This window comes from Micromonospora sp. NPDC048063 (assembly GCF_043202855.1).
Taxonomy (GTDB): Bacteria; Actinomycetota; Actinomycetes; order Mycobacteriales; family Micromonosporaceae; genus Micromonospora.
In genome coordinates this window covers 1-26,471 of record NZ_JBIDBG010000028.1, presented here as the reverse complement: position 1 = coordinate 26,471, position 26,471 = coordinate 1, and the positions used below count along the sequence as shown (strand labels likewise).

The window sequence follows — 26,471 nt, the reverse complement described above, 5'->3', positions numbered from 1 at the left end:
GGCCCGTGAACCCGCACCCGTGAGGAAGCGTCAATGACCGCCACCGTGCCCGCCGAGACCCCCGAGGTCAGCGCCGGCCGCATGTCCCGCCGAGAGGTGCTCCAGGCACTCTCCGGCCTGATGGTCGGCATGTTCGTGTCGATCCTCGCCTCCACGGTCGTGGCGAACGCGTTGCCGCGCATCATCGCCGACCTGGACGGCTCCCAGACCGTCTACACGTGGATCGTCACCACCGAGCTGCTGGCCATGACGGCGACCGTGCCGCTGTGGGGCAAGATGGCCGACCTCTACAGCAAGAAGCTGCTCATCCAGCTCTCCCTCGGCCTCTTCGTGGTCGGCTCGCTGATCGCCGGGCTGACGCCGAACGTCGAGGTGCTGCTGATCAGCCGCATCGTGCAGGGGGTCGGCGCGGGTGGCATGACCGCCCTGGCCACCATCGTGATGGCGGCGATGATCCCGCCCCGCGAACTGGGTCGCTACGCCGGCATCTTCGGCGCCGTGTTCGGCGTCGGCACCATCGCCGGCCCGCTCATCGGCGGCGTGCTGGTCGACACCTCCTGGCTCGGCTGGCGGTGGTGCTTCCTGATCGGGGTGCCGTTCACCCTGCTCTCGATCTTCCTCCTCCAGCGCACCCTGCACCTGCCGGTGACCCGCCGCAAGGTGCGGATCGACTGGCTCGGGGCGCTGCTCATCACCTCCGGGGTCTCCACCCTGCTGATCTGGTCGTCCCTGGCCGGAAACTCCTTCGCCTGGGCGTCCGGCTGGACCGCCCTGATGGTCGGCGGCGGGATCGCCCTGCTGGCGCTGGCCGTCGCGGTGGAGGCCCGCGCGGAGGAGCCGATCGTGCCGCTGGGCATCTTCCGTAACCGGACGGTCTCGTTGACCACCATCGCCAGCGTGCTGGTCGGCGTGGCGATGTTCGGCGGCACGGTGTTCCTGTCCCAGTACTTCCAGATCTCGCTGGGCAAGTCGCCGACGGTGGCGGGGCTGATGAGTCTGCCGATGATCTTCGGCCTGCTGGTCTCGTCGACGATCGCCGGCCAACTGATCACCAAGACCGGCCGGTGGAAGCGCTACCTGGTCGCCGGCGCGGTGGTGATGTCGGTCGGCATGCTGCTGCTGGCCACCATCGACGCGCACACCAGCGGGCTGCTGCTCGGCGTCTACATGGCGGTACTCGGCGTCGGGGTCGGCATGCTGATGCAGAACCTGGTGCTCGCCGCGCAGAACGACGTGCCCGCGCAGGAACTGGGCGCCGCCACCTCCGTGCTGACCTTCTTCCGCAGCATGGGCGGCGCGATCGGGGTCAGCGCGCTCGGCGCGGTCATGGCCAACCGGGTCGCCTCGCTGACCGCCGAGAAGCTCGGCCCGCTGGCCGGCGGCGCCGCGGGGGAGGGCTCCGCCGAGGTGCCCGACCTCTCCACCCTGCCGCCGCCGGTGCTGCGGATCGTCCAGGACGTGTACGGGACCGCCACCGCCGAGCTGTTCCTGATCGGCGCCCCGTTCGCGCTGCTCGCCGTGGTGGTCGTGCTGTTCATCCGGGAGAAGCCGCTGCACACCCTCAGCGGTGAGGAGCGGCGCGCCCAAGAGGAGGCGGCGGCCGCCATGCCCGGCGCGCACTGAGGTTCGCCCGATCGACGGAGGGGGCGGCCCGGCCTGCGCCGGTCGCCCCCTCGCCGGGTGGCGACGGCCCGGCCCGCGCCGGTCGCCCCCTCGCCGGGTGGCAAGGGCCCGCCCGCCCGGGCCGGCGCGTCGCTCAGGACGGGCGGAGCCGGGGCGGGGCGACCGGCACCGGCGGGCGCGCCGACGGCCAGGCCGCCGGGATGCGTTCCAGCAGCCCACCGGCGAAGACGTCCCGCAGGCCGAGCGGCTTGAGGTGCACGTACCCGATGTGGCAGTCGCAGGTCGCGTTGGCGCACGGGCGGGGCCGCAGGGCCGGCCGCCACGAGCCGTCGTACAGGTTGCCGATCGGTTCGGCGATGAAGTGACACCGGCGCACCGTGCCGTCTCCGAGCACGGAGACGGCGGTCTCGCCCGCGTGGCAGGGCCGGTCGAGCGACACGTGCGGGCGGACGCTGAAGCCGAAGAGCGGATCCAGCTCCGTCCAGACCGCCTCCTCGGCGGCGTCGTAGCGCCGGCCCTCGGCGGCGTTCACCCACAGGTAGACCTCGGCGGGCAGGGCGGCCCGCAGCGCCCGTGCCTCGCCGAGGTGCTCCGGCAGGCCGACCACGCCGACCGAGTATCGGATGCCCAGCTCGGACAGTCGCAGGCAGCGGCGCAGGAAGCGGTCCCGGTCGACCTGGCCGGGGTGGTAGGTGGTCCACAGGGCGGCGGCGCGGGGGTCGGCGTCGGCCAGCCAGTCCACCCGGGCGGCGAGGTTGGTCTGGATGACGACCCGGTCGACGTGCGGCAGGTGCGACAGCGACACCATCGCGTCCCGGTACCAGCTGCGGGTCAGCCCCTCGCCCCACGGGGTGAACAGCACCGACAGCCGCACGTCGGTGGTGGCCGCGACCCAGCCGGCGAAGCGGTCCAGGGCGGCCCGGTCGGCGCGCAGCAGCTCCGGCGGGTCGTGCCGCTTGGCGAAGGGGCAGTACGGGCAGTCGTAGTTGCAGCTCGCCAGCGGGCCCCGGTAGAGGATCGCCAGGTTCACCTCGGCACGTACCCGGTCATCGCGTCGCGGACCCGGGCCGAGGTCAGCCACGGGCCGACGGCGTCGGAGCGGGCCAGCCCGGCCGGGGTCAGCCGCAGCCCGCCGTGGGTGGCCCAGCCCCGGTCGACCAGGCGGCCCAGCTCCGGGAAGTCGTCGCCGGGCGGGCGGCCGAACCGGGCCCGGTAGGCGGCCGGGTCGACGCCGTCGACGCGCAGCAACGACTTGAGCAGCCACCGGCGGCGCTGCTCGGCGCCGTCGAGGGTGAACCCGAACTCGGCGTGCCGGAAGTCGTCGGCCGGGCGGGTCACGTAGTCGTCGAGCACCGCCCGCACCTGCGACACGCCGACCGCGTAGTCGAACGAGTAGTGCAGGCTCGTGGTGTAGGAGCGGGCGCCGCAGCCCAGCCCGACCATGCCGTCGTCCTGGCAGCAGTAGTCCGGCCCGTCCGGCGCCGGCACGTCGGTGCGGCGGAACTGCCGCATCGACTCCTGGCGGTACCCGGCCGCGCCCAGCGTCGCCACCGCCTGCTCGTAGAGGGCGAGCCGCTGGGCGTCCCAGTCCGCCCGGTCGTGCGCCCGCCGCCCGAGCCCGGTCAGCGGCCGCACGTACAGCGGGTAGAGGTAGAGCTCCTCGGGGCGCCACGCCAGCGCCGCGTCGAGGCTTTCCCGCCAGGTGTCGGCGGTCTGTCCGTCGATGCCGTAGATCAGGTCGATGTTGAGCACCGGGATCCGGGCGTCGCGGATCGCGGCCAGGGCCGCCTCCACCTCGGTGCGGCGCTGCGGCCGGCCGGCGGCGCGGGCCTCGGCGTCGAGGAAGCTCTGCACGCCGATGCTCACCCGGGTGGTGCCGTGCGCGGCGAGCACCGCGAGCCGGTCCGGCGTCGCGGTGGCCGGCGAGGTCTCCACCGACAGCGGTACGCCGGGCAGCCGTGCCCCCGTCGTGGTGGTGGCGACGTCGAACAGCTCGGCCAGCTCGTCGGCGTTCAGGTAGGTGGGGGTGCCGCCGCCGAACGCCGCGCGGGCGTATCCGGCGTCGGCGCCGAGCGCGTCGGTGACCCGTTCGGCTTGCCGGCGCAGCTGCCGAAGGTAGCCGGTCACCTGCTCGGCGGGGGCGTTGGCGCGGGTGAACAGGTTGCAGAACCCGCAGCGCATCTCGCAGAACGGCACGTGCACGTAGAGGAAGAGCGCGTCGCGCGCCTCGGCCCGCCACACGTCCGCCAGCAACGGCCGGGGCCGCAACGGCCGGTACGAGGTCTTGTGCGGGTACGCGTACAGGTACTGCTGGTACGGCGAGCCGTCGAGGCCCGTGTCGGTGCTGGTCACCATTCTCCCGGGTGCAGGGTGAAGTGGGCGTACGGGACGGTCCACACCACGTCGTGGCCGATCCGGTGGCCGGTGTGGCCGTCCTCCCCGTACGCGGTGCCGTGGTCGGCGCAGACGATCGCGAACACCGGCCGGCCCCGGCTGGTGAGCAGGGCGAACAGCCGGTCGATCCGGCCGTCGACGTACTCCAGGGCGGCGGCGTGGCTGGCGAGGTCGTCGGCCCGCGCGCCGGGCAGGTGGTGCCGGTTGGGCTGGTGCAGCGCCGCGACGTTGAGGAACGTGAACAGCGGCTGCCCCGCCGGCACCCGCGGCAGCACCTCGGTCAGCCGGTCGAGCTGGGCGTCCAGGCAGGTGGGGGAGGTGACCCCGAACTCCGGCTCCCAGTGCGCCTCGGCGAACAGGCCGGGCAGCACCGCGCCGAGCGGGCTGCGCCGGTTGAAGAACCCGACCCCGCCCAGACAGAGCGTGTGGTAGCCGACGCCGGCCAGTGCGGTCGGCAGGTCCGGCGCGTCGAACACCCACGTGTCGCTGCCCGCGGTCTCGCTGCCGGGGAAGGCCGCCGCGTACAGCCGCTCGTGCCGGCCGGGAGCGACCGGGGTCGGCAGGAAGCCGGCGAAGAACGCGTGGTGCGCGGCGTAGGTGAAGCTGGCGGGGGAGTGCCGGCGCTCCCACCGACCGCCGGGCAACGCCCGGGCGAGGTGCGGCGTCCGCCCCCGCTCCGCCAGCTCGGCGGCGACGTCGTAGCGGAGCGTGTCGAGGGTGAGCAGGAGCAGGTCGTGGCTGCCGATCAGACTCCGCACGGCAGCACCTCCGCCCCGGCGGGGGCGCGACCGGCCGCCGCCGACCGCCAGCGCTGCCACCGGCCGTCGGTCAGGGCGTGCACCTGCTCGGCGTAGGTGTCCCGGCCGTCGGCCAGCACCCCCGGCAGCAGGTCGCCGAACGCGTTGACCTCCGCCACTGCGTGCCGCCGCCAGCCGACGAGGAACATCAGGTCGATCCCCACCTGGAGCGTGCGGGGAAAACACCCGGCGACCCGCTCGCAGGTCTCCATCGCCGCCGCCCACGCCGCCGGCCCGGCGGCCGCCCGCAGCGCGGCGAGGTCGCCGCGGGCGTTGCCCAGGTGCAGGTTGGTCAGCGGACCCCGGGCGGCCCGCACCACGGCGTGGGTGGGTCGCCCGGCGACCACCACCACCCGCAGGTCGACCACCCGGTCGCCGAGCCCCGCCTTGGGCAGCCACCGCTCCACGTGCAGGCCCTCGGGCGCGATCCGGTCGACGATCGCGGCGACCTGCGCCTCGTCGGTGTAGCGGCGGGGCCGCAGCGAGTTGAACAGCCCGTCGGGGGTCGTCTCGACGGTGGTGACCGCCTGCACCCGGCGCCCGGCGACCGCCAGCGCGAGCACCCCGGCGGCGGACGAGCCGTGCGCGGGCTTGACGAACACCCGGCCCCAGCCGGCCGCCGCCATCGCCGCCCGCAGCTGCGCCCAGCCGTGCACCGGGGGCAGCGCGGCGGGCACCGGCACCCCGGCGGCGGACAGCCGCGCGTGGCAGCGCCGCTTGTCGCACATGACCGCGACGTCCGCCGGGTCGTTGAGCAGCTCCGCGCCGCCGGCGGCGACCCGGCCCAGGCCCCTGAGCAGCCCGGCGTACGTGTCGGCCAGGCCGACCAGCTCGCCGTGCCGGGCCGGGACGGCGGCCCGGCGCAGCAGCCGGTCCACCTCGGCGTCCTCCCCGGGCGAGTCGACCCGCACCAGTGCGCCCGGCGCCGGCGGGGCCGCCCCGGTCAGCACGTCGGCCCAGGGCAGCACCGCGGGCCGGGGCAGGCCGGCATCGAGGACCGCCCGGGTGAACAGGCCGACCCGACGGTTGTCGGGGTTGCCGACGACGGTCAGGCGCATGTCACTCCGACACCGCCGTGTAGCGGTAGCTCTCGCCGTCGTACTCGTCGGCCTCCTGCGGGTCGGACACGTCGACCCGGACGCCTGGCAGCGCGGCGACCACCGAGGCGGCCATCTCCTCCGAGAGGTAGTGGTGGTGCAGGTCCAGCTCCGCCAGGTGGCTCAGCGGCTGCCCAGTGGCCAGCCCCGCCGCGCCCCGGTCGCCGAGCGTGCCCAGCGACAGGTCCAGGCGTTCCAGACGCGGCACCACCGCCGCCCTCGCCAGGGCCTCGGCGAGGTCGTCGGCGATCTCCGCGTTGCGCAGCCCGAGCCGGCGCAGCGCGCCGAACCGCTCCCCGGCCAGCAGCGGGGCCAGGTTGGACACCTGCGCGTCGCCGCCGTAGTCGGAGGTGCCGAGCCACAGCTCCAGGTCGGTCAGGGCGGGCAGGTCGGAGTCGAGCACCGCGCCGACGAACGCCCGCGACAGCCCGCCGGTCTCCACCGCCAGCTCCCGCAGCCGCGCGTGCCGCACGGGAGAGAACGCGAGGTCCTCGCCGCCGCGGACGCGCAGCACCTCCAGCTCCGGGTACGCCGTGAGCAGCGGGCTGACGTCGCCCACCCTCATCCAGGAGACCTCGCACTCCTCGCTGGTCATGTCACCGAGGAAGAGGGCCCGCAGGGCGGGCAGCCGGGGCGCCGCCGCGCAGAGCTGCGCGATCGGGGCGGGGTTGAACGCCGCGTACCCCCACGCGCCGACGACCAGGGACTCCACGGACGGCCCGGCCTGCGCGACGAACCGGTCGAACGCCACCCGGAACTCGTCCGAGAGCTTGTAGTCGGCGGTCTCGTCGAAGTGCCACAGGGAGAACCGCCACGAGACCGGACCGTCCACCGTGGGCAGCGGCCCGTCGACCGGGACGTCGACGACCGGTCGACCGGCGAAGGTCCGCGCGTGGGAACCGAAGGCCACGGCCGGTCACTCCCCGACGGCGGTGTAGCGGTAGCGGGTGCCGTCGTACTCGTCGGCGGTCTGCGGGTCCGACACGTCGACGCGTACGCCCGGCAGCGCGGCGACCACCGCCGCGGCCATCTCCTCGGAGAGGTAGTGGTGGTGCAGGTCGAGCCGCGTCAGGTGGGTCAGCGGCTGGCCGGCCAGCAGCGCCTTCGCGCCCTCGTCGGTGAGCGTGCCCATCGACAGGTCGAGGACCTCCAGCCGCGGGACGACCGGCGCCGCGGCGACGGCCGCCGCCACCACGTCGGCGATCTCGGCGTTGCACGGTGCCAGGTGCCGCAGCGCGGGCAGGCCGGCGCCGGCCAGCACGCCGGCCAGGTCGTCGACGGTCGCGTCGCCGCCGTAGTCGGACCGGCCGAGCCACAGGTCCAGCCGGTGCAGGGCCGGCAGCTCGCAGGCGCCGACGGCCCGCACCACCCCGGCCGGCAGCCCGCCGGACTCGAACCGCAGTTCGCGCAGCGCGTCGTGCCGGACCGGCTCCAGCCGCAGGTCCTGCGCGCCGCGCACCCACAGCACCTCCAGCGACGGGTACGCCGCGAGCAGCGGGGTGATGTCGCCGTGCCTGAGCCAGGAGATCTCGCACTGCTCGTAGGTCAGGTCGGCGAGGAAGACCGCCCGCAGCGCGGTCCACTCGCCGGCCGCCGCCACCAACGCCTCCACCGGCAGCGGCCGCTCGTACGCCTCGCCCCACTCGCCGATCACCAGGGCGCGCACCGCGTCGGCCGGCACCTGCTCGCGCAGCGCCTGCACGAGGCCGGCGAACTCCTCGGGCTCCGCGTCGAAGTCCTCGACCTCCAGCCGCCAGGCGACCGCCGACGGGTCGTCGGGGAGGGGCATTCCCGGTGTGAACGGCAGCACCGGCAACCCGGCGAACGACGACACGTGCGAACTGATCACGCCTACCTCCGGTCGACTGGTGCAGCGGCGGCGAGACCGTAACAGGTGTGCCCGACAAGATGATCAGCGGCGGCCGGTGGCAGGCGCGCGCGGTCCGCTGCCGCCGGCGGCGGTGCGCCACGGTGGCGGGGGCGGACGACGACGGCGAGACGCCCACCTCCCTTTTCTACCTATTGAGGCTTTCGTCCATCAGCCGTTCGGTTGATGTGGCTACAGCCTTTGGTCTAGGGTGGGCTGCACTGCGGTCGACGCCCCCGGGTGCCGCCGCGCCGTGCGGGACAGGAAGGCCAACATGATCACCACGACCACCGCGCCGACGACCACCACCGACGCCAGCACCACGGCGGCCGGGGACGAGTCCCGCGCGAGCGAGCTGATCGCCGCCCTCGCCGCACTGCCCGAGGGGCACCCCGACCGGCCGGCGGTGCGGGAGCGGGCGATCGAGGCGTGGCTGCCGCTGGCCCACCACCTCGCCTACCGCTACAGCGGGCGCGGCGAGCCCACCGGCGACCTGGCCCAGACCGCCGCCCTCGGGCTGATCAAGGCGGTGGACCGGTTCGACGCCTCCCGGGGCGTCGACTTCGCCGGCTTCGCCATCCCGACGATCCTCGGCGAGATCAAGCGCCACTTCCGCGACCGCACCTGGAACATCCGCGTCCCCCGACGGCTGCAGGAGCTGCGGCTGCGCATCTCCGAGGCCAACGGCACCCTCACGCAGACGCTCAACCGGGCCCCGACGGTCGCCGACATCGCCGCTTACCTCGACATCACCGAGGAAGAGGTCCTGGAGGGCCTCGAGGGCGCCCGGGCCTACAACGCCGTCTCCCTGTCCACCCCCATCGGTGACGGCGACAGCGCCACCGAGCTGGCCGACACGCTGGGCGCCGAGGACGGCGAGTTCGAGCTGGCGGAGCTGCGGGTGGCCCTCGGCCCGGCGCTCGCCACCCTCGACGAGCGGGAGCAGAAGATCCTCACCCTGCGCTTCTACGGCAACCTCACCCAGAGCGAGATCGCCGCCCGGGTCGGCGTCTCCCAGATGCACGTCTCCCGGCTGCTCGCCCGCGCCCTCGGCAAGCTGCGGGGGCAGCTCGCCGACTGCTGAGTCGGGCTTTCCGCCGCACCGGCCTCCATACGTCAGCGAGGGGCCCTTCCGTACGCCTCCGACAGAGGAAGGGCTCCTCGCTGACGCTGCGCACCGGCGGCCCGCCACCGGGCCCGGGCCGCTTCGGGGCACCGGGCACGCCTGCGACGGCCACCCTCCGCGGCGACGCTGCTGGCATACGGCGCAACGGCCGGCCGTCCGTTCCACCGGGCGGCCGGGCACACTCGTCCGGGTGAACCACCCACGCGGGCCCGCCGACGGCGGGTCGCGTCGCATGGACTGGCCGGACGTCGCCGACGGACCCTCCGGTGCCACCTCGGAGGCCCGCCGGGCGAAGGTAGGAGAGATCAATGAGCACGATTCTCGTGACGGGCGCGGCGGGCTTCATCGGCTCCAACTTCGTCCGCCACTGGCACCGCGCCCACCCGCGCGACCGGGTGGTCGCCTTCGACCTGCTGACGTACTCCGGCACGCTGGCCAACCTCGCGGACCTCGGTGACGCGGTCACCTTCGTCCAGGGCGACATCCGGGACGAGCCGGCCGTGGCGCGGGCGCTGCGCGAGCACGGGGTCGACGTCGTGGTCAACTTCGCCGCCGAGTCGCACAACTCCCGCGCGGTGCTGGGCCCGACGGCCTTCTTCGAGACGAACGTGCTCGGCCCGGTCGCCCTGATGGAGGCCGTCCGGCGGATCGGCCGCGACGGCATCCGCTTCCACCAGATCTCCACCTGCGAGGTGTACGGGGACATGGCGCTGGACGACCCCGGCGCTTTCACGGAGGACTCGCCCTACCTGCCGCGTACCCCGTACAACGCGGCGAAGGCCGGGGGCGACCACGCCGTGCGGGCCTTCGGGCACACCTACGGGATCCCCTTCACGATCACCACCTGCTCCAACAACTACGGCCCGTACCAGTTCCCGGAGAAGGTGATCCCCCTGTTCGTCACGCACGCGTTGCGGGGCATGCCGCTGCCGGTCTACGCCTCCAGCCGCAACCGCCGCGAGTGGCTGCACGTGGCCGACCACTGCCGCGCGGTCGAGGCGGTGCTGCTGCACGGCCGGCTGGGGGAGACGTACAACGTGGGCAGCGGCGTCGAGGTCGACGTCGAGACGCTCGCCGACGCCGTGCTGCGGGAGCTGGGTCTCGGCGCGGAGCTGAAGCGACGGGTGCCCGACCGGCCCTCGCACGACCGGCGCTACCTGCTCGACTCCGGCAAGCTGCGCCGTGAACTGGCCTGGGAGCCGAGGATCGGGTTCGGCGACGGGCTGAAGGCGACGATCGCCTGGTACCGGGAGCACGAGAGCTGGTGGCGGCCGCTGCTCGACCGCGTACAGGTGGCGGAGGAGACCGCGTGGCGGTGAGCCGGCGCTGAACCCGTCCGCCGGGCGGCGCGCGGCCCGGCCTCCCGCCGATCGCGGTGATCCCCGGCCCGGCGACCCCCGGTTCTCCTACAGTGGTTCGTGCGTCCGGTCGCACGCGGGCCGCCCGCCCCGGCGCCCGAACGCGGTGGCGGCGGCCGGTGGGCCCGGGCCCGGTGTGGCCGCGGGAACGGGGGTTCGGGTTGTTCGCACGGGCGTTCCGCCCGCACCGTGACGCGGCCCGTTCGCCGGGCGGCCACGGCCAGGGCCACGACCGAGCCGCGCACGGCGGGCCCGACGACCACGGCGGGCCCGGCCGGCACGGCGGATCCGGCGAGCAGGCGGGGCACGGCGGGCACGACAAGCACGCCGGTCACGACCCGGAGCAGTTCCGCCGCAAGTTCTGGCTGTGCCTCGCCCTCACCGTGCCGATCGTGCTGACCAGTCACCTGGTGCTGGACTGGTTCGGCTACGCCCTGGACTTCCCCGGCAGGAGCTGGGTGGGCCCGGTCCTCGGCTCGGTGGTCTTCCTCTACGGCGGCTGGCCGTTCCTGGTGGGCGCCGTACGGGAGGTCCGCGACCGCGCCCCGGGGATGATGCTGCTGGTCTCGATGGCGATCACGGTCGCGTACGCCGCGTCGCTGGCGACCAGCCTCGGCGCGTTCGACCTGGACTTCTGGTGGGAGCTGGCGGCGCTGGTGACCATCATGTTGTTGGGGCACTGGCAGGAGATGAAGGCGATCGGCCAGGCGCAGGGCGCCCTCGCCGCGCTGGCGGCGTTGCTCCCGGATGACGCCGAACGGCTCGACGACGGCACCCCGCACCGCGTGCCGCTGGCCGAGCTGCGGGTGGGTGACGTGGTGCTGGTCCGCTCCGGTGGCCGGGTGCCGGCGGACGGCTCGATCGTCGACGGGTCCGCCGAGTTGGACGAGTCGATGATCACGGGGGAGTCGCGGCCGGTGCCGCGCGGCGTGGGGGACCGGGTGGTGGCCGGCACGGTGGCCACCGACTCCGCGTTGCGGGTCCGGGTCGACGCGGTCGGCGAGGACACGGCGCTGGCTGGCATCGGCCGGCTCGTCGCCCAGGCTCAGGCGTCCAGTGGCCGGGCGCAGGTCCTGGCTGACCGGTTCGCCGCGATGCTGTTCTACGTCGCGACCGCCGCCGCGTTGGTCACCTTCGCCGCCTGGTGGGCGCTGGACGACCCGGTCCAGTCCGTGGTCCGGTCGGTGACGGTGTTGGTGATCGCCTGCCCGCACGCCCTCGGGCTGGCCATTCCGCTGGTGATCGCGTTGTCCACCGCGGTGTCGGCCAAGGCCGGCATCCTGGTCAAGGACCGCCTCGCGTTGGAGCGGATGCGCACCGTCGACGCGGTGCTGTTCGACAAGACCGGCACCCTGACCAAGGGCGCCCACACCGTCACCGCCACGGCCGCCGCCAGCGGCACCACCGAGGACGAGGTGCTGCGGATCGCCGGCGCGGTCGAGGCTGACAGCGAACACCCCCTGGCCAAGGCTCTGGTCAAGGTCGCGCAGGACCGGGGGCTGCGGGCGACCGCCCGGGACTTCCGGTCCCTGCCCGGCCGGGGGGTCCGGGCCGTCGTCGACGGCACCACCTGGGCGGTCGGCGGCCCCGCCCTGGTGCGCGAGGTCGGGGCGGCCGTGCCGGACGACCTCGCCACCGTGACCCGGGGCTGGTCGTCACGCGGTGCGGCGGTGCTGCACCTCGTCCGGCTGCCCGCCGACGGGCGACCCGAGGCGGTGGGCGCCTTCGCCCTGGAGGACGAGGTCCGCCCGGAGGCCCGCGCGGCCATCGCCGAACTACGCGAGCACGGCGTACGGACGATCGCGATGATCACCGGCGACGCCCGGCCGGTCGCCGAGGCGGTCGCCGCAGACCTGGGCTTCCGGCCGGGCGTCGACGAGGTCTTCGCCGAGGTGCTACCCGCCGACAAGGACCGGGCCGTCGCCGACCTGCAGGCCCGCGGGCTGACCGTCGCGATGGTCGGCGACGGGGTCAACGACGCCCCGGCCCTGGCCCGCGCCGACGTCGGCCTGGCCATCGGCGCCGGCACCGACGTCGCCATCGAGTCCGCGGGGGTCATCCTGGCCTCCTCCGACCCGCGCGGCGTCATCGGCGTGCTCCGGCTGTCCCGCGCGTCGTACCGGAAGATGATCCAGAACCTGGCCTGGGCCGCCGGCTACAACGTGGTGGCGATCCCGCTGGCCGCCGGCGTCCTGGCCTGGGCCGGGGTCGCGCTCAGCCCGGCCGTCGCGGCGGTGCTGATGTCCGCCTCCACCGTCGTGGTGGCGGTCAACGCGCAACTGCTGCGCCGGGTGCGGCTCACCCCCGGACAACCGGCCGGCGGGAGGGCGGCACGGCCGGGGCGGTGACCGCCTGTGCGCGGTCGCCGGCGCCGCGCGTGCGGCCGGTCGCCTCGGCCCATCCGGCGGTGATGAGCAGCAGGGCCGCGATGTAGGTGGTCATCACGGCCAGGCTGTGGCCGGGCAGCGTGGTGCCCGCGGCGTCCAGCCCGATCAGCAGGTCGGAGACGAGGAACAACGCCCCGCCCACGGCCACCCGGCGGGAGACGCCGGTCGCGGCGGCGGCCATCAGGCTGAGCGCGAGGCTGTAGCCGAGGACCGGCAGCCGCAGCGGGCCGAGGGCGTTCCACAGCGCGACGTTGGCCGCCGCCCAGCAGACGAGGTAGCCGACGACCGCCGCGACGGGCGGCCGCCGGTGCCGCAGGAAGGCAGTCAGGAAGCCGACCTGGGCGCCGAGGAAGCACCCCATGCCGACGAGGAACGCGGTGCGGCCGGAGAGCAGCAGCGCGACGTCCCCGGCGGTGGCGAAGACCAGCCCGACGGCGACCCCGTCGACGCGCCGGCGCGCCCGCAGCAGGTACGCCAGCAGCACCGGCGCGAGCAGGGGCTTGGCCAGCCACTGCAGGGCGGTCACGTCGGCCGCGACGCCGATCAGTTCGACGGCGGCCACCACGCCGAACGGCCAGAGCCGCCTCATCGGACGGCGACCGGCTGCGCGTGCGGGACGGGCTGCCAGCCGGGCCGGCCGAGCACGTAGCCGAGCCGGTGCCGCCAGGACGAGGCGGCCCGCGCGTCGGCCCAGATGGCCCGGTACTCGTGGGTCGCCACCCGCAGCGGGTTGTACGTGTCGATGTTCTTCGTCAGGCCGTACCGGACGGGGGCGCGCTCCGGCTCGAAGGTGCCGAACAGCCGGTCCCAGACGATCAGGATGCCGCCGTAGTTGCGGTCCAGGTACTCGGCGTTGGCGCCGTGGTGGACCCGGTGGTGCGACGGCGTGTTGAAGATCCACTCGACGGGGCGAGGCAGCACGGTGATCCGCTCGGTGTGCAGGAAGAACTGGTACAGCAGGCTGACCGACTGCTGGAGGAAGATCATCCACGGCGGGATGCCGAGCAGCGCCAGCCCGAGCCAGAACGGGATCGACGTTATCGGCGTCCAGCTCTGCCGCAGCGCGGTCGAGAGGTTGAAGAAGACGCTGGAGTGGTGCACCACGTGCCCGGCCCAGAGCAGCCGCACCTCGTGGTGGGACCGGTGGAACCAGTAGTAGGCCAGGTCGTCGGCGAAGAACAGCAGGACCCAGGTCCAGACGCTGGTGGGGGAGAGCTGGATCGGCGCGACCGTGTACGCGGCGGCGTAGAGGCCGATCGTCAGCAGCTTCCACGGCACGCCGATGACCTGGCTGCCGGCGCCCATGGTCAGGCTGGTGGCGGTGTCGCGCAGTTCGTACCCGCGTTCGTCGTCGTCGGGCGCGAAGCGGTAGGAGAGCGCCTCGACGGCGATGAGGAGCAGGAACGCCGGTACGGCGTAGAGCACGGCGGGGATCATGCCCGGGCTTCCCTTCTCGGCGGTGCGGCGGGGGTGGCGAGGGGGGCGGTGAGCAGGGCGCGTGCCTCGCGGGCGGCGTCGGAGGCCCGGCCGGCGACGATGGCGTCGGCGAGCCGGCGGTGGCCCGCGACGTCGAGCAGTTCCGCGGCGCGCCGCTCCGGTGGCACCTCGCCGACGGCGAGCGCGCCGGCCACCAGGCTGTTGAAGGCCAGCAGGTAGGCGGTGTTGCCGGAGCCGGCGACGATGTGCCGCCAGAGCACGATGGTCGCCTCGCCCATTCCGGCCAGGTCCGGCGCGAGCCCCGCGTACTCCTCGACGGCCCGCGGGATCGCGGCCCGGGCCGCCGGGTCGCCGCGCTCGGCGCAGAGCCGGGCCGCGTCGACCCCGACGCAGGCCCGCATCTCCAGCATGTCCCGGACGAGGGTGTCGACCGGGAGGGTGTCGTGGAAGCGGGTGAGGGAGAGCGCGAGGTCGAGCCCGGCGTGCACCCGCCAGTCCAGCACCCGGGTCGCGCCGCCCTGGCTGACCCGGACCAGCCCGAGCTGCTGCAACCGGCGCAGCGCCTCGCGGACGGCGTGCCGGTTGACCCCGAAGGTGGCGGCCAGCTCCCGCTCCCCGGGCAGGGCGTCGTCGGGGCGGTAGGAGCCGCTGACGATCGCGTCGCGGATCTGGCCGAAGACGTGGTCGGAGACGGAGGAGCGGGGGACGGGGGCGAAGTCCATGCCGAGGAGTGTGGCGCAGCGCACATCAACCCGTCAACTGGTTGGACCAGATCGGCTTGCGGCCGTGCCGGCGCGCGGGACCGGGCCGGGTCAGTCGTCGATCGTGACGCTGGTGATCCAGGACGGCGGCAGCGGCGCGCCCGCCCCGACCAGCCCCGCGACGACCCGGGTGGCCTCGAGCGGCGCCGCCGGCCACGGCGTCAACCCGTCGGTCAGCACCACCACGATGTGCGGTCGGTCGCGCAGCGCGGCCTCGATCCCGACCCGCATGTCGGTGCCGCCGCCCCCGGCCAGCCGCACCTCGCCCACGGTGTGCACCCGCCGTACGACGTGCACGGCCGCGTCGCAGGAGAGCACGGTGACCCGGTTACCGCCGACGCCGACCGCCCGGAGCACCCCGGCGACCTCGGCGAGCGCCGCGGCGAGCTGCGGCTCGCCCATCGACCCCGACGTGTCCACCACGACCGCCACCCGGGGCACCGGTCGGCGCAGGCTGGGCAGCACCACCCCGCGGGTCGCCGCGGCGCGCCGGGAGGGCCGGTGGTAGGTGTAGTCGACCGCGCCGCCGGCCCAGGCGGCCGCCTCGCGTACCGCGCCGGTGAGCGCCCGCCGCCAGTCCACCCGGGGTTCGAGCACCTGGGCGGCCCAGCGTTCCCACCCGGCCGGGACGGTGCCCCGGGAGCGGACGTGCGCGCGGACCGCGTGGGCCGTCTCCCGGCGGATCGCCCCCGCCTCCACCGCGCTGACGCCGCCCACGCCGTCGCGCTCCCACGGCCGGTCGACGCCGTGCGCCCCGGATCCGCAGTCGTGCGCCCCGGCCTCGCACACCTGCGGCGGCAGCATCGGCAGGTACGCCTCGAACAGCAGGCCCGCCGGCAGCCCGAAGGTCTTCGGCTCGATCCGGTCCGGCGGCAGCGGCAGCCGGTCGGCCACCAGGTCGTCGTTGATCTCGCAGTCCTGCGCGACGTTGATCCGGTGGTGGTCGCGCCGCTGCCCGACGGGGAGCCGGTCGGCCCGGCCGTGGTGGTCGCGGAGCAGGTGGGCCACCTCGTGGATCCACACCGCCGCGAGCTGGGCCACGGGCAGCCGGTCGACGAACCCCGGCGAGACGTAGCAGCGCCAGTGCCGGTCGACGCCCATGGTCGGCACGTCCGGCGACTCCACCACCGTGACGCTGTAGAGCGCGGTGGCCAGGTAGGGACGGTCCTGCGCCGCCCGGAACCGGGCGGCGAGCAGCTTCGTGCGGTCCAGCCGGCCGCCGCCGGCACTCATCCGGCCAGGCGTCCCGACAACCGCAGCACGTCCGCGAAGGCGTGGATGGCCGGCGGCACCGGCCACGAGGTGTCGCGCAGCGCCGCCAGGTCCATCGCGGCGCGCGCCGCGACGTCCGGCACGCCCGCCTCGACCGCCTTGCCCAGCACCACCCAGCCGGCCTCCCAGCGGGACCGGTCGACCTTCGCCTGCACCGCGGAGATCACAGCGGTGAGGAACGCCAACTGCCGGTCGCCCCGCTCCGGCAGCCGGAACGCCGCCGGGTCGGCGAGCACCCGCTCCGGGTCGGGCAGGTCCAGGTTCTCCAGGTAGGTGACGAACTCCAACCCCGCGCCGTCGCCCACGGCGCCGATCACCGCCAGCGCCAGCGCCTCCGCCCCGGTCCCCGCCGCGTGATGGACGGTGAGCAGCCGCAGCACCATCTCCCAGGTGCGCGGCGACGGCCACGCGCCGCCGCGGGCCTCGGCGTCGGCGGGCAGGTGGTGGGTCAGCCCCGGCCGGGCGGTGAGGAAACCCGCGATCGCGCCGCGCGCCCTGGCCAGCGCCGTAGCGGTGCGCCCGGGCCGGACCTCCGGCACGGTCACCGCCGGCCACGTGCCGGCCAGCCCCCGCGCGACCGTGCGCGCGTCGTGCGTCCAGTGCAGGTGCACGAACCGGTTCGCCAGCGGCGGGGCGAGGTGCCAGCCGTCCGCCGCGCTGGTCGGCGGGTTCGCGGCCGCCACGATCCGCACCGACGCCGGCAGCGCGAGGCTGCCGACCCGACGCTCCAGCACCACCCGCAACAGCGCCGCCTGCACCGCCGGCGGCGCGGAGGAGAGCTCGTCGAAGAAGAGCAACCCCGATCCGGTACGCGCCAGCCGGACCGCCCAGTCCGGCGGAGCCATCGGCACCCCGTCGGTGGCCGGGGAGTCCCCGACGATCGGCAACCCGGCGAAGTCCGACGGCTCGTGCACGCTGGCGATGACCGTCTCCAGCGGCAGGCCCAACCCGTCGGCGAGCTGCTGGAGGGTGGCGGACTTGCCGATGCCCGGCTCGCCCCACAGCAGCACCGGCAGGTTCGCCGACACCGCCAGGGCCAGCGCCTCGACCTTCGGGTCGGCGGCCGGCTCCGTCCGCCACGCGCGGGTGGCGGCGACGAGATCGTCGGCGGCGGCCAGCGCCGGCACGGCCGCCGTCATCCGTCGACCCATTCCGCCAGCACGTCCCGGATCCGGAACACCGGCTGCACGTCCTCGCCGTCGTCGTCGTACATGCTCGCCTTCCCCTCCGCCAGGTCGCGGGGGCTGTAGTCGTCCTCGTCGGGGGCGTGCGGGTCGGCGCCGGCGGCCAGCAGCGCGCGGACCAGCTCCGGGCTGCCGCCGTCGCCGACGGCAACGTGCAGCGCCGTACGGCCCCGACGGTCCCCGGCCCCGATCGGCACGCCGGCGTCGAGCAGCCGCCGGACCAGCGAGACGTCCTCCACCGCGCGCAGGTGGTGCAGCAGAGTGCCGCCCCGGCCGTCGCCCATCCTCGGGTCGAGCCCCGCGTCCAGCAGCGCGGCCAACGTCGCCGCGCCGCCGTGCTGGATCCGCAGCAGCACGTCGCGCCGCAGCTCGCGCAGGGGCCGGGGCAGCCGGCCGGTCCCGCCGCGCCACGCCTGCACGGCGGCGAAGCAGCCCGCCGACTGCCCGCCGAGGGCGCGCAGCAGCTCCTCCCCGGCGACCTCCTCGGCGGTGTGCGACACCGGGTCGAGCCGGCCGTCGCCGTGGACGAGGAGGTGCCACCCGCCCCCGCACCGCACCGGCACCTCCACCCGCAGACCGGCCACCCCCGGCCGCGCCGTTCCGGCCCGCGCCGTGATGTCCACGCCCGCGCCGAGCCGGTCCACCGTTGTCTGCGGCTGTTCGGCGTGCGCCGTCTCGCCCTGCGCGGTCTCCGAGGTGGCCGTCCCCGGCCGCGCCGTCCCGCCCTGCGCCGCGCGCAGGAGTACCGCCGGCGCCGGTGGGCTGTCTACCGGTGACGGGGCGCCATCCGGCGTGGACGGTGCCGACGGGAACAGGGCCCGGCGCACGAGGGGGTGCAGCTCGGCGGGGCGGAGCAGGCCGTGCCGCAGCAGGTCCAGGTCGGCGGGTCGCTCGTGGACCACGCCGGCGAAGCGGGGACGGGTGAAGTGCTCCCGCTCGTACCCGACGAACGCGGCGGCCGGCGTGCCGTCGCCCCGCCGGTGCACCTCGGCCACCGGCCGCCCCCCGGACCAGATCATGACCCGGTCGACGCCGTAGCGGTCCTCCAGCCGGGCCAGCTCGGCGTCCAGCCCGAGCGGGACCAGGCAGCCGCGGGCGGCGCTCGCGACCTCGCGGTTGAGGTAGTAGGTCTCCGGGGCCTCCGGGTCGAGGTCGACACCGGCCGCCGCCCACGCTTCGACCAGCTCGCCGCCGGCGACCAGCCGGTCGAAGACCTCGGCCCGGCTCGGTGGGGCGCCCGGGTCGACCACCGTCGCGTACGACCCGAACGGCCGGACCGTGCCGTCGGCCGCCAGGCCGGGCAGCCGGCCCGGCGAGCCGCCGTACGCGCCGGCGAGTCCGTCGACGTGCGCGGCGCTCCAGTACACCGGCGGCAGGTCCTGCCGGGGGTAGCCCTCGCACAGTGTGGGGCGGACGGTCAGCCGCAGCCGCTGCGACCCGTCGACCGTCTTCGGCGTGTCCACCGTCAGCGCGACGTCGCGGTCGTCGAACCGCCCGTCCCCGGCGGACAGCACGAACCGTTGGTGGGTGGCGACGCTGGTGCGGCCGCCGAGCACGCGCGGCAGGTGCCAGCGCAGCAGGTCCGGGGCGAGCACGCCGAGGTCCGCCTCGATCCGGTCGGCACGGGCCCGGCCGTGCTCCCGGGCCACCTCGGCCAGGTCGAACGCCACGTCCACGCGTCCGGCCGCGCAGGCGGCCCGCCAGTCACCTGCCTCCCGGGCCGCGGCGCACGCCTCGACCATCGCGGCCGGCACGGCGTACCGCCGGACGCGCTGCCAGGTGCGGATCTCGTCGACGACGGGCGGGCTCACCGGTAGACGCTCGCGATCGCCCGGATGTCCTCGTGCGGCGCGGTGACCGGCCGCTCGGCGAGCAGGGCCGAGGCCCGGCGACGCTGCCGGCGCGGCACGCCCCCGTTGATGCCCAGGTACTCCAGCGTCGGGTGGCCCTCGACGGCCTCGACGAGCCGCTTCGCGCCCCGCCCCCCGACCTCCGTACGCCGCAGGTCCAGCCGGCGCAGCCGGGCGGCGGGCAGCGCGTCGGCGAGCGCCGCCGCACCCTCGTCGCCGACCACGTTGCCGCGCGCCCCGAGAGCCCGCTCCGAAGGCGGCCGGGCCAGGTCCAGCGCCCGCCAGGCGCCCAGGTGCCGGGCCAGCGCGGTCACCCCGGCCGGGGTGATCCCGTTGCCGCCCAGACCGAGCGTCACCTCCACCCCGTCGGCCAGCTCGGCGAGGGCGGCGGCGCCGGCGTTCCCGAGGTGGTTCGCCGCCAGGTAGAGCTCCCGGACCCCGGCGGCGTGGACCAGCGCGCCGAGCACCGGCACCGCGTCCGGGCCGAAGCCGTTGCCGCCGAGGAAGAGCCGCTGCACCGGCCGCTCCCGGTCGGCCAGCGCCTCGGCCAGGGCGGCCAGCCCGCGTACGCTCATCCCGACGTTGACCAGGTCCAGCGTGCGGATGGTGGAGTTCACCGCGAGCGCGGCGGCGAGCCGCCGGACGCCCTCGTCGCCGACCGGGTTGCGCTTGAGCCACAGCGCCCGCACCGTGTGGTCGCCGGCCAGCCGGGCGGCGAGCGCGTCGACCCCGGCCGGGTCGATCCGGTTGCAGCCCAGGTAGAGCGTCTCGAGGTGGTGCCCCGGGCGCAGCGCCTCGGCGACCGCCCGGGCGCCCTCCGCGCCGAGGCCGTTGGTGCCCAGCAGCAGGTGCCGCACCAGCGGCGAGTCGACCGCGGCGGCCACGATCCGGGCGGTCTGCGCCGGGCCGACGCCCTGCTTGCACAGGTCGAGCCGGCCGTCGGGCTGCACCGTGCCGCGCGGGAACTCCTCGGGCGCGACCACCGCGTCCGGCACGGAGAGGCGGACCAGCAGCGGGTCGAAGTCGGCCGGGTCGGCGAGCCGGGCGTCGGGGTCGGCGATGGCCGGGCACCGCACCGGCGTGGGATCGGTCACCAGGGCACGCTCCGGTAGTCCTTGAGGAACTGGCCGCTCACCGGCGCGCCGCGGACGCCCCGGACGATCGGGTCGTAGACCCGGGCGGCGCCGTCGACCACGTCGAGCGGCGGCCGGAACCCGAGGTCACGCTGGGCGGTCTTGCCGGGGTGCGGCCGCTCGTCGGTGACCCAGCCGGTGTCCACACTGTTCATGTGGATGCCGCTGGTCAGGTAGTCGGGGGCGACCGTGCGGACCAGCATGTTCAGCGACGCCTTGGCCATGTTGGTGTGCGGGTGCCGGGTGGTCTTGCCGGAGCGGCTGTAGCTGCCCTCCATCGCCGAGACCTGCACGACGTGCCGCTGCGAGTGGGCGGCCGCCTGCATCAGCGGGCGCAGCCGGGAGGTGAGCAGGAAGGGCGCGAAGGCGTTGACCACGTGCACCTGCAACCACTCGTGCGGGCTCACGTCGGCGTCGCTGAGCACCCACGAGTTGACCTCGCGCAGGTCGAGCGGCTGGCCCGTCTCGTCGACCTGCCCGGCCGGGAAGAACGCGTCCAGCCCGGCGGGCAGCCGCCGCGCCGTGGTGGCGGCGGGCGCGGCGCCGATCGCGATCCGCGCCGCCGGCCCCTCCAGCGCCGTCGACTCGGCCGCCCGGACCTCCCGGTGGTACGCCTCCGGCCGGTACAGCGTCTGCGCCGCGTTGTTGACCAGGATGTCCAGCCCGGCGAAGCGCCGGCCGACCAGCGTGACGAAGTCGAGCGTGCCGGCCAGGTCGAGCAGGTCCAGCCCGTGCACGTAGAGCCGGTCGGCCCAGTCGTCCGCGTCCGGCACGGCGGCGAAACGGCGGGCGGCGTCCCGGGGGAACCGGGTCGTCACGATCACGTCGGCGCCGTCGCGGAGCAGCTTGAGCGCGGTGTGGAAGCCGATCTTCACCCGGCCGCCGGTCACCACGGCGGTGCGGCCGGTCAGGTCGCAGCGGGCGTGCCGCCGCTCGCGGTTCTCCGCCGCGCACGGCGGGCACATCTGGTGGTAGTCGACGTCGACCCGGCGGTAGGGCAGCTTGCACACATAGCAGTGCCGCTCCCGACGCAACGACCCGCGTTCTGCCGCGTCGTGGCCGGCGCCGCCCCGACCCGGGTCGGCGGGCCGGTCGGAGACGGGCGGCGCGACGTCGGGGATCTCGGTGTGGAAGCGGGTGGCGCCGGCCAGCAGCGCCCGGTCCGCCGCCCGGGTCGCGGCGTCCCGGCGGGCCTTGGCGCGCTTCTTCACCCCCCGATGGGCGGCCGTGACCGCCCGCTCCAACTCCTGCCGCGTCGCCTCGTCGAGGTCGGCGTCGTCGAGCCGGGCCAGGACGGCCAGGCAGGCCGCCAACTCGGCGCGGTCGACGGACACGGTGCTCCTTCGCGAAGGGGTGGCGGCGAGACCGGCCGGATTCGAACCGGCGTCCTCCAGCTTGCTGTCAAGGCGCGTCGACCTCTGCGCTACGGCCTCGCCGCGCGGGAGCATACCGAAGGCCACCGACAAACCGCCGGCTACCGTCGCGTCGGCTTCCGTCGCGTCAGCTTCCGCGCGTCGACTACCGTCGCATCAGTTTCGGCGCGTCAGCTTCCGCGCGGCGGCGAGCAGCCCGGCGGGGGTGCGGCCCTGCGCGTCCCCGGCGTCCGGGTCGGCGCCGGCCGCGAGCAGAGCCGCCATCACCTCGGTGTCCAGTGCGACCGCGGCGGCGTGCAGCGGGGTGCGGCCGTCCCGGTCGCGTTCGTCGACGTCGAGACCGGCGGCGGCGAGCGCCGGCAGCATCCTCGCGTGGTCCAGGTGGGACAGCCAGTGCAGCAGGGTGCCGCCCGTGCCGTCGCGCAGCCCTGGGTCGAGGCCGTCGGCGAGCAGGGCGAGCAGACCGTCGGTGTCGCCGTGCAACGCGCGGGCGAAGACGTCCTGCCGGAGCCTGCGGATCTCCTTCGGCACCGGTCTCGCCCCGGTACGCCAGGCCCGCACCGCCGCCGCACAGCCCAGGAGCGGGCCGCCCAGCCCGGCGAGCAGGAACTCCCGGCGCAGTTCCTCGTCGCTGTGGTGCGGGGTGACGAGGCGCCCGTCGGCGGGGCGGACGACGTGCCAGTCGGGCCCGCACCGGATCCGGATCGGCGTGGGTGGCGCCGGTGCCGCGGCCCGCCACGCCTGCGTCCGACCCGGGAACAACGCCTCGTGCACCAGCGGGTGCAGCTCGTCCGGCGTCAGGTCGCCCCGGCGCAGCAGCGCCACGTCCGTCGGCCCCGGCATCCCGAAGGCGCACGGCCCGACGGCGGGATCGCGCCAGCTCGCCCTGCGGACGGTCGGTCGGCCGTCGGCGGCGACCTCGACGGCGAGCCGACGGTCCACGCTGACCTGTGTCGTCGCCCCGTAGCGGTGGGCGAGGCGGCGGGCCTCGTCGGCGAGTACGGGCAGCGCCGGCGCGTGGGCGGCGAGCGGGGCCGCGAACCAGGCGGCGTGCTGCCGGGCCTCGTCGGGGTCGACGGTGAACCCGGCCGCCTCGTACGCCGCCACCGGCCGTCCCGCCGACAGCAGCGCGGCGAGGGCTTCCACCTCCGCGGCCCGGTCGCCGGTGAGCGCCGGCCCACCCGTGCCGCCGGACGGGTACGGGTGGCCGTCGGGCGAGTGCCAGGCGAGCCGGGCGGCCGAGGCGCCGTACGCCCAACGGCGCGCGCCGACCGCCGCCGCGTCCCAGCACCAGCCCGGCAGGTCGTGCCACCGGGGCGGCAGGCGCCGGCTGTCGGTGACCCGCAGCCCGATCCGCTGCGGGGCGCGGTCGGTGAACGGCAGCGTCGCCACCAGCAGCGGAACGCCCGAGTCGGACGGCTCGGTGCCCGTCGGGACCGGGCCGGGCAGCCGGGTCAGCACGACGACGGCCCGCGGCAGGAGGGCCAGCGAGTCGGTGCGGGGCAGGAAGCGGCGCAGCAGGTCCGGGGCGAGGCCGCGCAGCTCGCCCTCGATCCGGGCGGCCTCGCCGCCGCCGTACCGGGAGGCCACGTCCGGCAGGTCGATGTGCGCGTCGACCAACGCCGCCCGGCACGCGCCCCGCCAGTCTCCGGCGCGGCGGCGGGCGGTGGCGGCGGCGACCATGCCCGGCGGCGAGGCGTACCGCAGGAGCCGCAGCTGCCGCTCCCGCTCGCGTCGGCGCTCCATGTCGGCGTCCCCGTTCCCGTCGGGAGCGGGCCGGCCGGGATCGAACCGGCGTCCTCCCGATTAGCAGTCGGGCGCGACGACCGCTGCGCTACGACCCGCTCGCCGGGGAGTGTAGGGCGTGCGGACCGGCCGGATTCGAACCGGCGTCCTCCCGGTTTTGGAGACCGGGCGCGACGACCGCTGCGCTACGGCCCGCACGGATCGGGCGGGGCGACGCCCGGGCGGCGGACGGGCCGGAATCGAACCGGCGTCCTCCTCCCTGCCAAGGAGACGCGACGACCTCTGCGCTACCGCCCGCCGCGAGCGAGTGTAGGGCACCGTTGGGGGCGACCTCGCTGGGCAACGAGTCCTGGTCGGTGGCGCCGCCCAGCCGCTGTGCGCCCACGGGGGACACGCTCGCCCGCGACCTGACCAGCGGGTGCCGGAGCGTCCCCGGCCCGCCGGGCTCGACGCCGGCCAGGGGCCCAGCACGTCGTGCCGCGTCAGCCCGGGGCGACCACCGACTCCGCCGGCGGCTGCGCCACGGTGCCGCCCGGGGACCGCCCCTCCTCGCCGGCCGCTGCCCGCCCCGCGTCGCCGGCCGGGTTTCCCGCCGCGCCGCCGGCCCCGCCCGCCCCGGCCTCGACGCCGCCCGCCGCGTAGCCGGCCCCGCCGCCCACGGCCTCGACGGCGGATGCCGCCGGCCGGTCACCGCGGGCGCGGGCGCCGACCTGCGGGTACTCGGCGGTCTCCGCGCCACCCGTGGCCGCCGCCATGACCGCCGCCGCGGCCAGGTCCGCCACCCGCTTCGCCTCCCGCTTCACCCGGGCACGGACCTCCTTGGCGTGCTGCTCGGCGGAATCCGCGGCCCGGCGCACCTCGTCGAGCCGGTGCAGCTCGTCGGCCAGCTCCTGCCGGGTCTCGGCGAGGCGCTGCTGCAGGTCGGTGAACTCCCGCTCGGCGCTGGCGCTGTCCTGCCGTGCCTGGGCGAGCTGTTGCTGCGCCGTCTCCAGCTCGGACTGCAACCGGGCCAGCGCCTCCCGCCGGTCCCGGAGGCCCTGCTGCGCCGCGGCGAGCTGCTGCTGGTGGGCCGCGGCCTGCTCGTCGGCGCGCTGGCGGAACGTGGCCGCGTACTGCTGCGCCTCGGCGATCAGCGTCGCGATCTCCTGCTCGGCCGCCGTGCGCTGGCCGGCCAGCTCCCGCTCCGCCGCCGCGCGCTGCTCGGTGACCTCCTGCTCGGCGGCGGACCGCCGTTCGTTGATCTCCCGCTCCACGCTGGCCTGCCACTGGCCCAGCTCCTGCTGGGTCTTCGCGCGCGCCGCCTGCACTTCCTGCTGGATCTGGGTACGGGCCGCGGTCAGGAACGCCTCGGCCTCGGCGCGGGACTGTTCGAGCTGCTGGGCGCTCTGCTCGTCGATCCGCTTGGCCTCCTGGAGCGCGTGGTCGTGGGCCGCCTCGCCGGCCGCCCGCAGGCGCTCCGCCGCCTCGCGGATCCGGGCCAGCTCGGCCTGGGCGTTGGCGCGGCGTTCCTCGTGTTCCTGCTCGTCCTGGGCGCGCCGGGCCTGCGCCTCCTCCGCCAGCTCCCGCAGCGTCGTGGCGGCGTGCTCCCGGGCCTCGGTGAGCGCCCGCTCCGCTTCGGCCCGCAGCTCGGCAGCCTCCTGACCGGCGGCGTCGGTGATCACCCCGGCCTGCTTCTCCGCCAGGGCCAGGATCTGGTCGACCATCGGCCCCAGGTCACGGAATGACGCCCGGTCCGGCTGCGCCGGCCGCTCGCGCAGCTCGGCGACTTCCGCGTGCAGCCGGTGCAGTTCGGCGGTCAGCTCCCGCAGCTGGCCCGAGGCCCGCTCCCGCTCGGCGGCCAGCGCCGACCGCTCGCCGTCGACCTGTTCGACGTACCGGTCGACCTGTCGTTTGTCGTAGCCCCGCAGTGCGAGGTCAAAGCTCGGCCGCGAGGTCGCGTCCTCGCGTGCCGCGAACGGCTCCTCGCCGTGGGACATGCACCCTCCTCCGTACGATCGCGAGCGCCACACCGGCGGGGAGTCCGCGCCACGGGCCGTGATGTGGCGCCACGCTACCGCCGCCGCACAGGCCCGTGGAACGGGGTGACCCCCGCCCGGCCGCCCCGCGGGACGGATCGTGCCGGCCGCGGAGCCCTCGTAGGTGTCGACTACTTCCGGGTGATGTCCACGCGGCGTACAGGCAGGTGACGCCAACGCGTCTGGTGTGGACGCACGTCAGGCGGGCCGGCTCACGGTGCCCGCGCGTAGTAGGCGTCGGGGCGCTGCCAGGCCGCGACCGTCGCGATGCCGGTGACGACACCCGCGCGGCCCGGCCCCGACTGTCGGTCGGCTCGCGAGGCCGCCGAGCCGAGGGCTGGAAGCCGACCTGGCACGCCCGGCCCGTCGCCGCAGGGGGGCGGCGGCCTCACGGTGCTCGGCGGTGGACAGTGCCGGCGGCTGCTCCGGCAGCAGGTCGGCCGCCGGTGGCGAGGCAGCCCAGGGCGATCGGCAGCCGGGTGTGCGGCGGGGTGCAGACCACCATCACGTCCGGCCCCCCGCCCACAGCATCTCCCCATGGCCGGCCTGGACTGGCGTACGGCCTTCCGACCGCCTCGATCGCGCGTCGGAAGGCTGCGGTCCCGGATGTGACGCGCGACGCCGACCGCCGATTTGACGATCTTCCCGCGGGACGCGTAGCTTTCTCTCTGCCAGCGCGGAACGGACGAAACGGGCGAAAGTCCTGGAGGCCGGAGCGCGGGAACAACCCCCAGCTCGGATGGGTTAGCACTCATCGGAACCTGGACCGGGCGGTGCCCCGGATTCGCCGCGAGGCGGATTTGGCGAGGCGAAACCGACCGGGTATGGTTGACGACCGGCAGGGCACCGGGCGAGCTTGCGGGAGACCGTGGCGGCCGGCCTGCTGAATCCATGATCGGTCCGGCGAATTCCGGCTTCGTTCGTGGTGCCCGGAAATTGGGTTGAAGTGGTGCGGATCGCGACAGAGCGGTTTGACACGGCGGAAACCGCCGGGTAACGTAGTAAAAGTGCCCGGCGCGAGAGCGGCGGGGATGTGAACGAAATGCCCCGG

20 protein-coding genes and 4 tRNA genes are annotated in these 26,471 nt (G+C 75.6%); 4 read left to right on the top strand and 20 right to left on the bottom strand.

All coding sequences use genetic code 11. The features are described 5' to 3' along the window. The first annotated feature begins 33 nt into the window (after positions 1–33). On the top strand, positions 34–1,623 hold the full coding sequence (locus ACGFZ2_RS32980) for an MDR family MFS transporter (protein ID WP_393460614.1): 1,590 nt from the start codon (positions 34–36) through the stop codon (positions 1,621–1,623). Between the two features lie 133 nt (positions 1,624–1,756). On the opposite strand, the gene ACGFZ2_RS32975 is transcribed toward ACGFZ2_RS32980, so the two are convergent. Genes ACGFZ2_RS32975 through ACGFZ2_RS32950 form a run of 6 tightly spaced genes read right to left on the bottom strand, consistent with a single transcriptional unit; the run spans position 1,757 to position 7,760 of the window. Then, positions 1,757–2,653 (bottom strand): STM4011 family radical SAM protein, encoded by an 897-nt coding sequence (locus ACGFZ2_RS32975; RefSeq protein WP_393270861.1) that lies wholly within the window; start codon positions 2,651–2,653, stop codon positions 1,757–1,759. Beyond that, a complete protein-coding gene (locus ACGFZ2_RS32970) occupies positions 2,650–3,975 on the bottom strand; it encodes an STM4012 family radical SAM protein (RefSeq protein ID WP_393460611.1) in 1,326 nt (441 codons plus the stop codon). The genes ACGFZ2_RS32975 and ACGFZ2_RS32970 overlap by 4 nt, the downstream gene beginning before the upstream one ends. Then, on the bottom strand, positions 3,972–4,775 hold the full coding sequence (locus ACGFZ2_RS32965) for an STM4013/SEN3800 family hydrolase (RefSeq protein ID WP_393460608.1): 804 nt from the start codon (positions 4,773–4,775) through the stop codon (positions 3,972–3,974). Before ACGFZ2_RS32965 ends, ACGFZ2_RS32970 begins: the two co-directional genes overlap by 4 nt. Next, positions 4,763–5,872 carry an STM4014 family protein gene (locus ACGFZ2_RS32960; protein WP_393460605.1) on the bottom strand — a complete coding sequence of 370 codons (1,110 nt, stop codon included), beginning with the start codon at positions 5,870–5,872 and terminating at the stop codon, positions 4,763–4,765. The genes ACGFZ2_RS32965 and ACGFZ2_RS32960 overlap by 13 nt, the downstream gene beginning before the upstream one ends. 1 nt (position 5,873) lies before the next feature. Beyond that, positions 5,874–6,821: an STM4015 family protein gene (locus ACGFZ2_RS32955; RefSeq protein WP_393460602.1), complete on the bottom strand. Its 948-nt coding sequence runs from the start codon at positions 6,819–6,821 to the stop codon at positions 5,874–5,876. 6 nt (positions 6,822–6,827) lie between these two features. After that, the gene (locus ACGFZ2_RS32950; RefSeq protein WP_393460599.1) at positions 6,828–7,760 is read right to left on the bottom strand and encodes an STM4015 family protein; all 933 of its coding nucleotides are present in this window, start codon (positions 7,758–7,760) and stop codon (positions 6,828–6,830) included. A 292-nt stretch (positions 7,761–8,052) separates the two neighbouring features. Between ACGFZ2_RS32950 and ACGFZ2_RS32945 the strand changes: the two genes are divergently transcribed. From ACGFZ2_RS32945 to ACGFZ2_RS32935, 3 genes are all read left to right on the top strand, one after another. Then, positions 8,053–8,862, top strand: a complete 810-nt coding sequence (locus ACGFZ2_RS32945; RefSeq protein ID WP_393460596.1) for a SigB/SigF/SigG family RNA polymerase sigma factor — start codon at positions 8,053–8,055, stop codon at positions 8,860–8,862. Positions 8,863–9,212: 350 nt separating this feature from the next. Further along, positions 9,213–10,223 (top strand): dTDP-glucose 4,6-dehydratase, encoded by a 1,011-nt coding sequence (gene rfbB, locus ACGFZ2_RS32940; RefSeq protein WP_393460593.1) that lies wholly within the window; start codon positions 9,213–9,215, stop codon positions 10,221–10,223. A gap of 200 nt (positions 10,224–10,423) precedes the next feature. Continuing rightward, positions 10,424–12,610 (top strand): heavy metal translocating P-type ATPase, encoded by a 2,187-nt coding sequence (locus ACGFZ2_RS32935; protein ID WP_393460590.1) that lies wholly within the window; start codon positions 10,424–10,426, stop codon positions 12,608–12,610. Here ACGFZ2_RS32935 and ACGFZ2_RS32930 read toward each other — a convergent pair. From ACGFZ2_RS32930 to ACGFZ2_RS32865, 14 genes are all read right to left on the bottom strand, one after another. Continuing rightward, complete coding sequence (locus tag ACGFZ2_RS32930; RefSeq protein ID WP_393460587.1) at positions 12,561–13,238, bottom strand: lysoplasmalogenase; 678 nt, start codon at positions 13,236–13,238, stop codon at positions 12,561–12,563. The genes ACGFZ2_RS32935 and ACGFZ2_RS32930 overlap by 50 nt on opposite strands. Beyond that, positions 13,235–14,086, bottom strand: coding sequence for a sterol desaturase family protein (locus ACGFZ2_RS32925; RefSeq protein WP_393460584.1), 852 nt, complete (start codon positions 14,084–14,086; stop codon positions 13,235–13,237). The genes ACGFZ2_RS32930 and ACGFZ2_RS32925 overlap by 4 nt, the downstream gene beginning before the upstream one ends. Next, positions 14,083–14,808 carry a FadR/GntR family transcriptional regulator gene (locus tag ACGFZ2_RS32920; RefSeq protein WP_393460581.1) on the bottom strand — a complete coding sequence of 242 codons (726 nt, stop codon included), beginning with the start codon at positions 14,806–14,808 and terminating at the stop codon, positions 14,083–14,085. The genes ACGFZ2_RS32925 and ACGFZ2_RS32920 overlap by 4 nt, the downstream gene beginning before the upstream one ends. 90 nt (positions 14,809–14,898) lie before the next feature. Further along, a complete protein-coding gene (locus ACGFZ2_RS32915) occupies positions 14,899–16,080 on the bottom strand; it encodes a VWA-like domain-containing protein (protein WP_393460578.1) in 1,182 nt (393 codons plus the stop codon). Then, positions 16,077–17,258 carry an AAA family ATPase gene (locus tag ACGFZ2_RS32910; protein WP_393270891.1) on the bottom strand — a complete coding sequence of 394 codons (1,182 nt, stop codon included), beginning with the start codon at positions 17,256–17,258 and terminating at the stop codon, positions 16,077–16,079. The genes ACGFZ2_RS32915 and ACGFZ2_RS32910 overlap by 4 nt, the downstream gene beginning before the upstream one ends. Next, positions 17,255–19,114 carry an ankyrin repeat domain-containing protein gene (locus tag ACGFZ2_RS32905; RefSeq protein WP_393460575.1) on the bottom strand — a complete coding sequence of 620 codons (1,860 nt, stop codon included), beginning with the start codon at positions 19,112–19,114 and terminating at the stop codon, positions 17,255–17,257. Before ACGFZ2_RS32905 ends, ACGFZ2_RS32910 begins: the two co-directional genes overlap by 4 nt. Then, entirely contained in the window at positions 19,111–20,247 is a 1,137-nt protein-coding gene (locus ACGFZ2_RS32900) for a gala protein (RefSeq protein WP_393460572.1), read from the bottom strand. Before ACGFZ2_RS32900 ends, ACGFZ2_RS32905 begins: the two co-directional genes overlap by 4 nt. Further along, positions 20,244–21,620: an SDR family NAD(P)-dependent oxidoreductase gene (locus ACGFZ2_RS32895; protein WP_393460569.1), complete on the bottom strand. Its 1,377-nt coding sequence runs from the start codon at positions 21,618–21,620 to the stop codon at positions 20,244–20,246. Before ACGFZ2_RS32895 ends, ACGFZ2_RS32900 begins: the two co-directional genes overlap by 4 nt. Positions 21,621–21,646: 26 nt before the next feature. Next, positions 21,647–21,719: transfer RNA gene (locus ACGFZ2_RS32890), tRNA-OTHER, on the bottom strand. Positions 21,720–21,815: 96 nt separating this feature from the next. Then, a complete protein-coding gene (locus ACGFZ2_RS32885; protein WP_393270902.1) occupies positions 21,816–23,405 on the bottom strand; it encodes an ankyrin repeat domain-containing protein in 1,590 nt (529 codons plus the stop codon). Between the two features lie 24 nt (positions 23,406–23,429). After that, positions 23,430–23,504, bottom strand: a tRNA-Ser gene (locus ACGFZ2_RS32880). Between the two features lie 20 nt (positions 23,505–23,524). Continuing rightward, positions 23,525–23,601, bottom strand: a tRNA-Trp gene (locus tag ACGFZ2_RS32875). Between the two features lie 28 nt (positions 23,602–23,629). Then, a tRNA-Ala gene (locus tag ACGFZ2_RS32870) sits at positions 23,630–23,702 on the bottom strand. A gap of 185 nt (positions 23,703–23,887) precedes the next feature. Then, positions 23,888–25,381: a hypothetical protein gene (locus ACGFZ2_RS32865; protein WP_393460567.1), complete on the bottom strand. Its 1,494-nt coding sequence runs from the start codon at positions 25,379–25,381 to the stop codon at positions 23,888–23,890. Positions 25,382–26,471 lie beyond the last annotated feature (1,090 nt).

Excerpts from the sequence above, each read along its gene's own strand:
- ACGFZ2_RS32945 (WP_393460596.1), top strand. The coding sequence starts at position 8,053 with ATGATCACCACGACCACCGCGCCGACGACCACCACCGACGCCAGCACC.
- ACGFZ2_RS32925 (WP_393460584.1), bottom strand. The coding sequence starts at position 14,086 with ATGATCCCCGCCGTGCTCTACGCCGTACCGGCGTTCCTGCTCCTCATC.
- ACGFZ2_RS32885 (WP_393270902.1), bottom strand. The coding sequence starts at position 23,405 with ATGGAGCGCCGACGCGAGCGGGAGCGGCAGCTGCGGCTCCTGCGGTAC.
- ACGFZ2_RS32910 (WP_393270891.1), bottom strand. The coding sequence starts at position 17,258 with ATGACGGCGGCCGTGCCGGCGCTGGCCGCCGCCGACGATCTCGTCGCC.
- ACGFZ2_RS32865 (WP_393460567.1), bottom strand. The coding sequence starts at position 25,381 with ATGTCCCACGGCGAGGAGCCGTTCGCGGCACGCGAGGACGCGACCTCG.
- ACGFZ2_RS32930 (WP_393460587.1), bottom strand. The coding sequence starts at position 13,238 with ATGAGGCGGCTCTGGCCGTTCGGCGTGGTGGCCGCCGTCGAACTGATC.
- ACGFZ2_RS32920 (WP_393460581.1), bottom strand. The coding sequence starts at position 14,808 with ATGGACTTCGCCCCCGTCCCCCGCTCCTCCGTCTCCGACCACGTCTTC.
- ACGFZ2_RS32960 (WP_393460605.1), bottom strand. The coding sequence starts at position 5,872 with ATGCGCCTGACCGTCGTCGGCAACCCCGACAACCGTCGGGTCGGCCTG.
- ACGFZ2_RS32915 (WP_393460578.1), bottom strand. The coding sequence starts at position 16,080 with ATGAGTGCCGGCGGCGGCCGGCTGGACCGCACGAAGCTGCTCGCCGCC.
- ACGFZ2_RS32980 (WP_393460614.1), top strand. The coding sequence starts at position 34 with ATGACCGCCACCGTGCCCGCCGAGACCCCCGAGGTCAGCGCCGGCCGC.
- rfbB (WP_393460593.1), top strand. The coding sequence starts at position 9,213 with ATGAGCACGATTCTCGTGACGGGCGCGGCGGGCTTCATCGGCTCCAAC.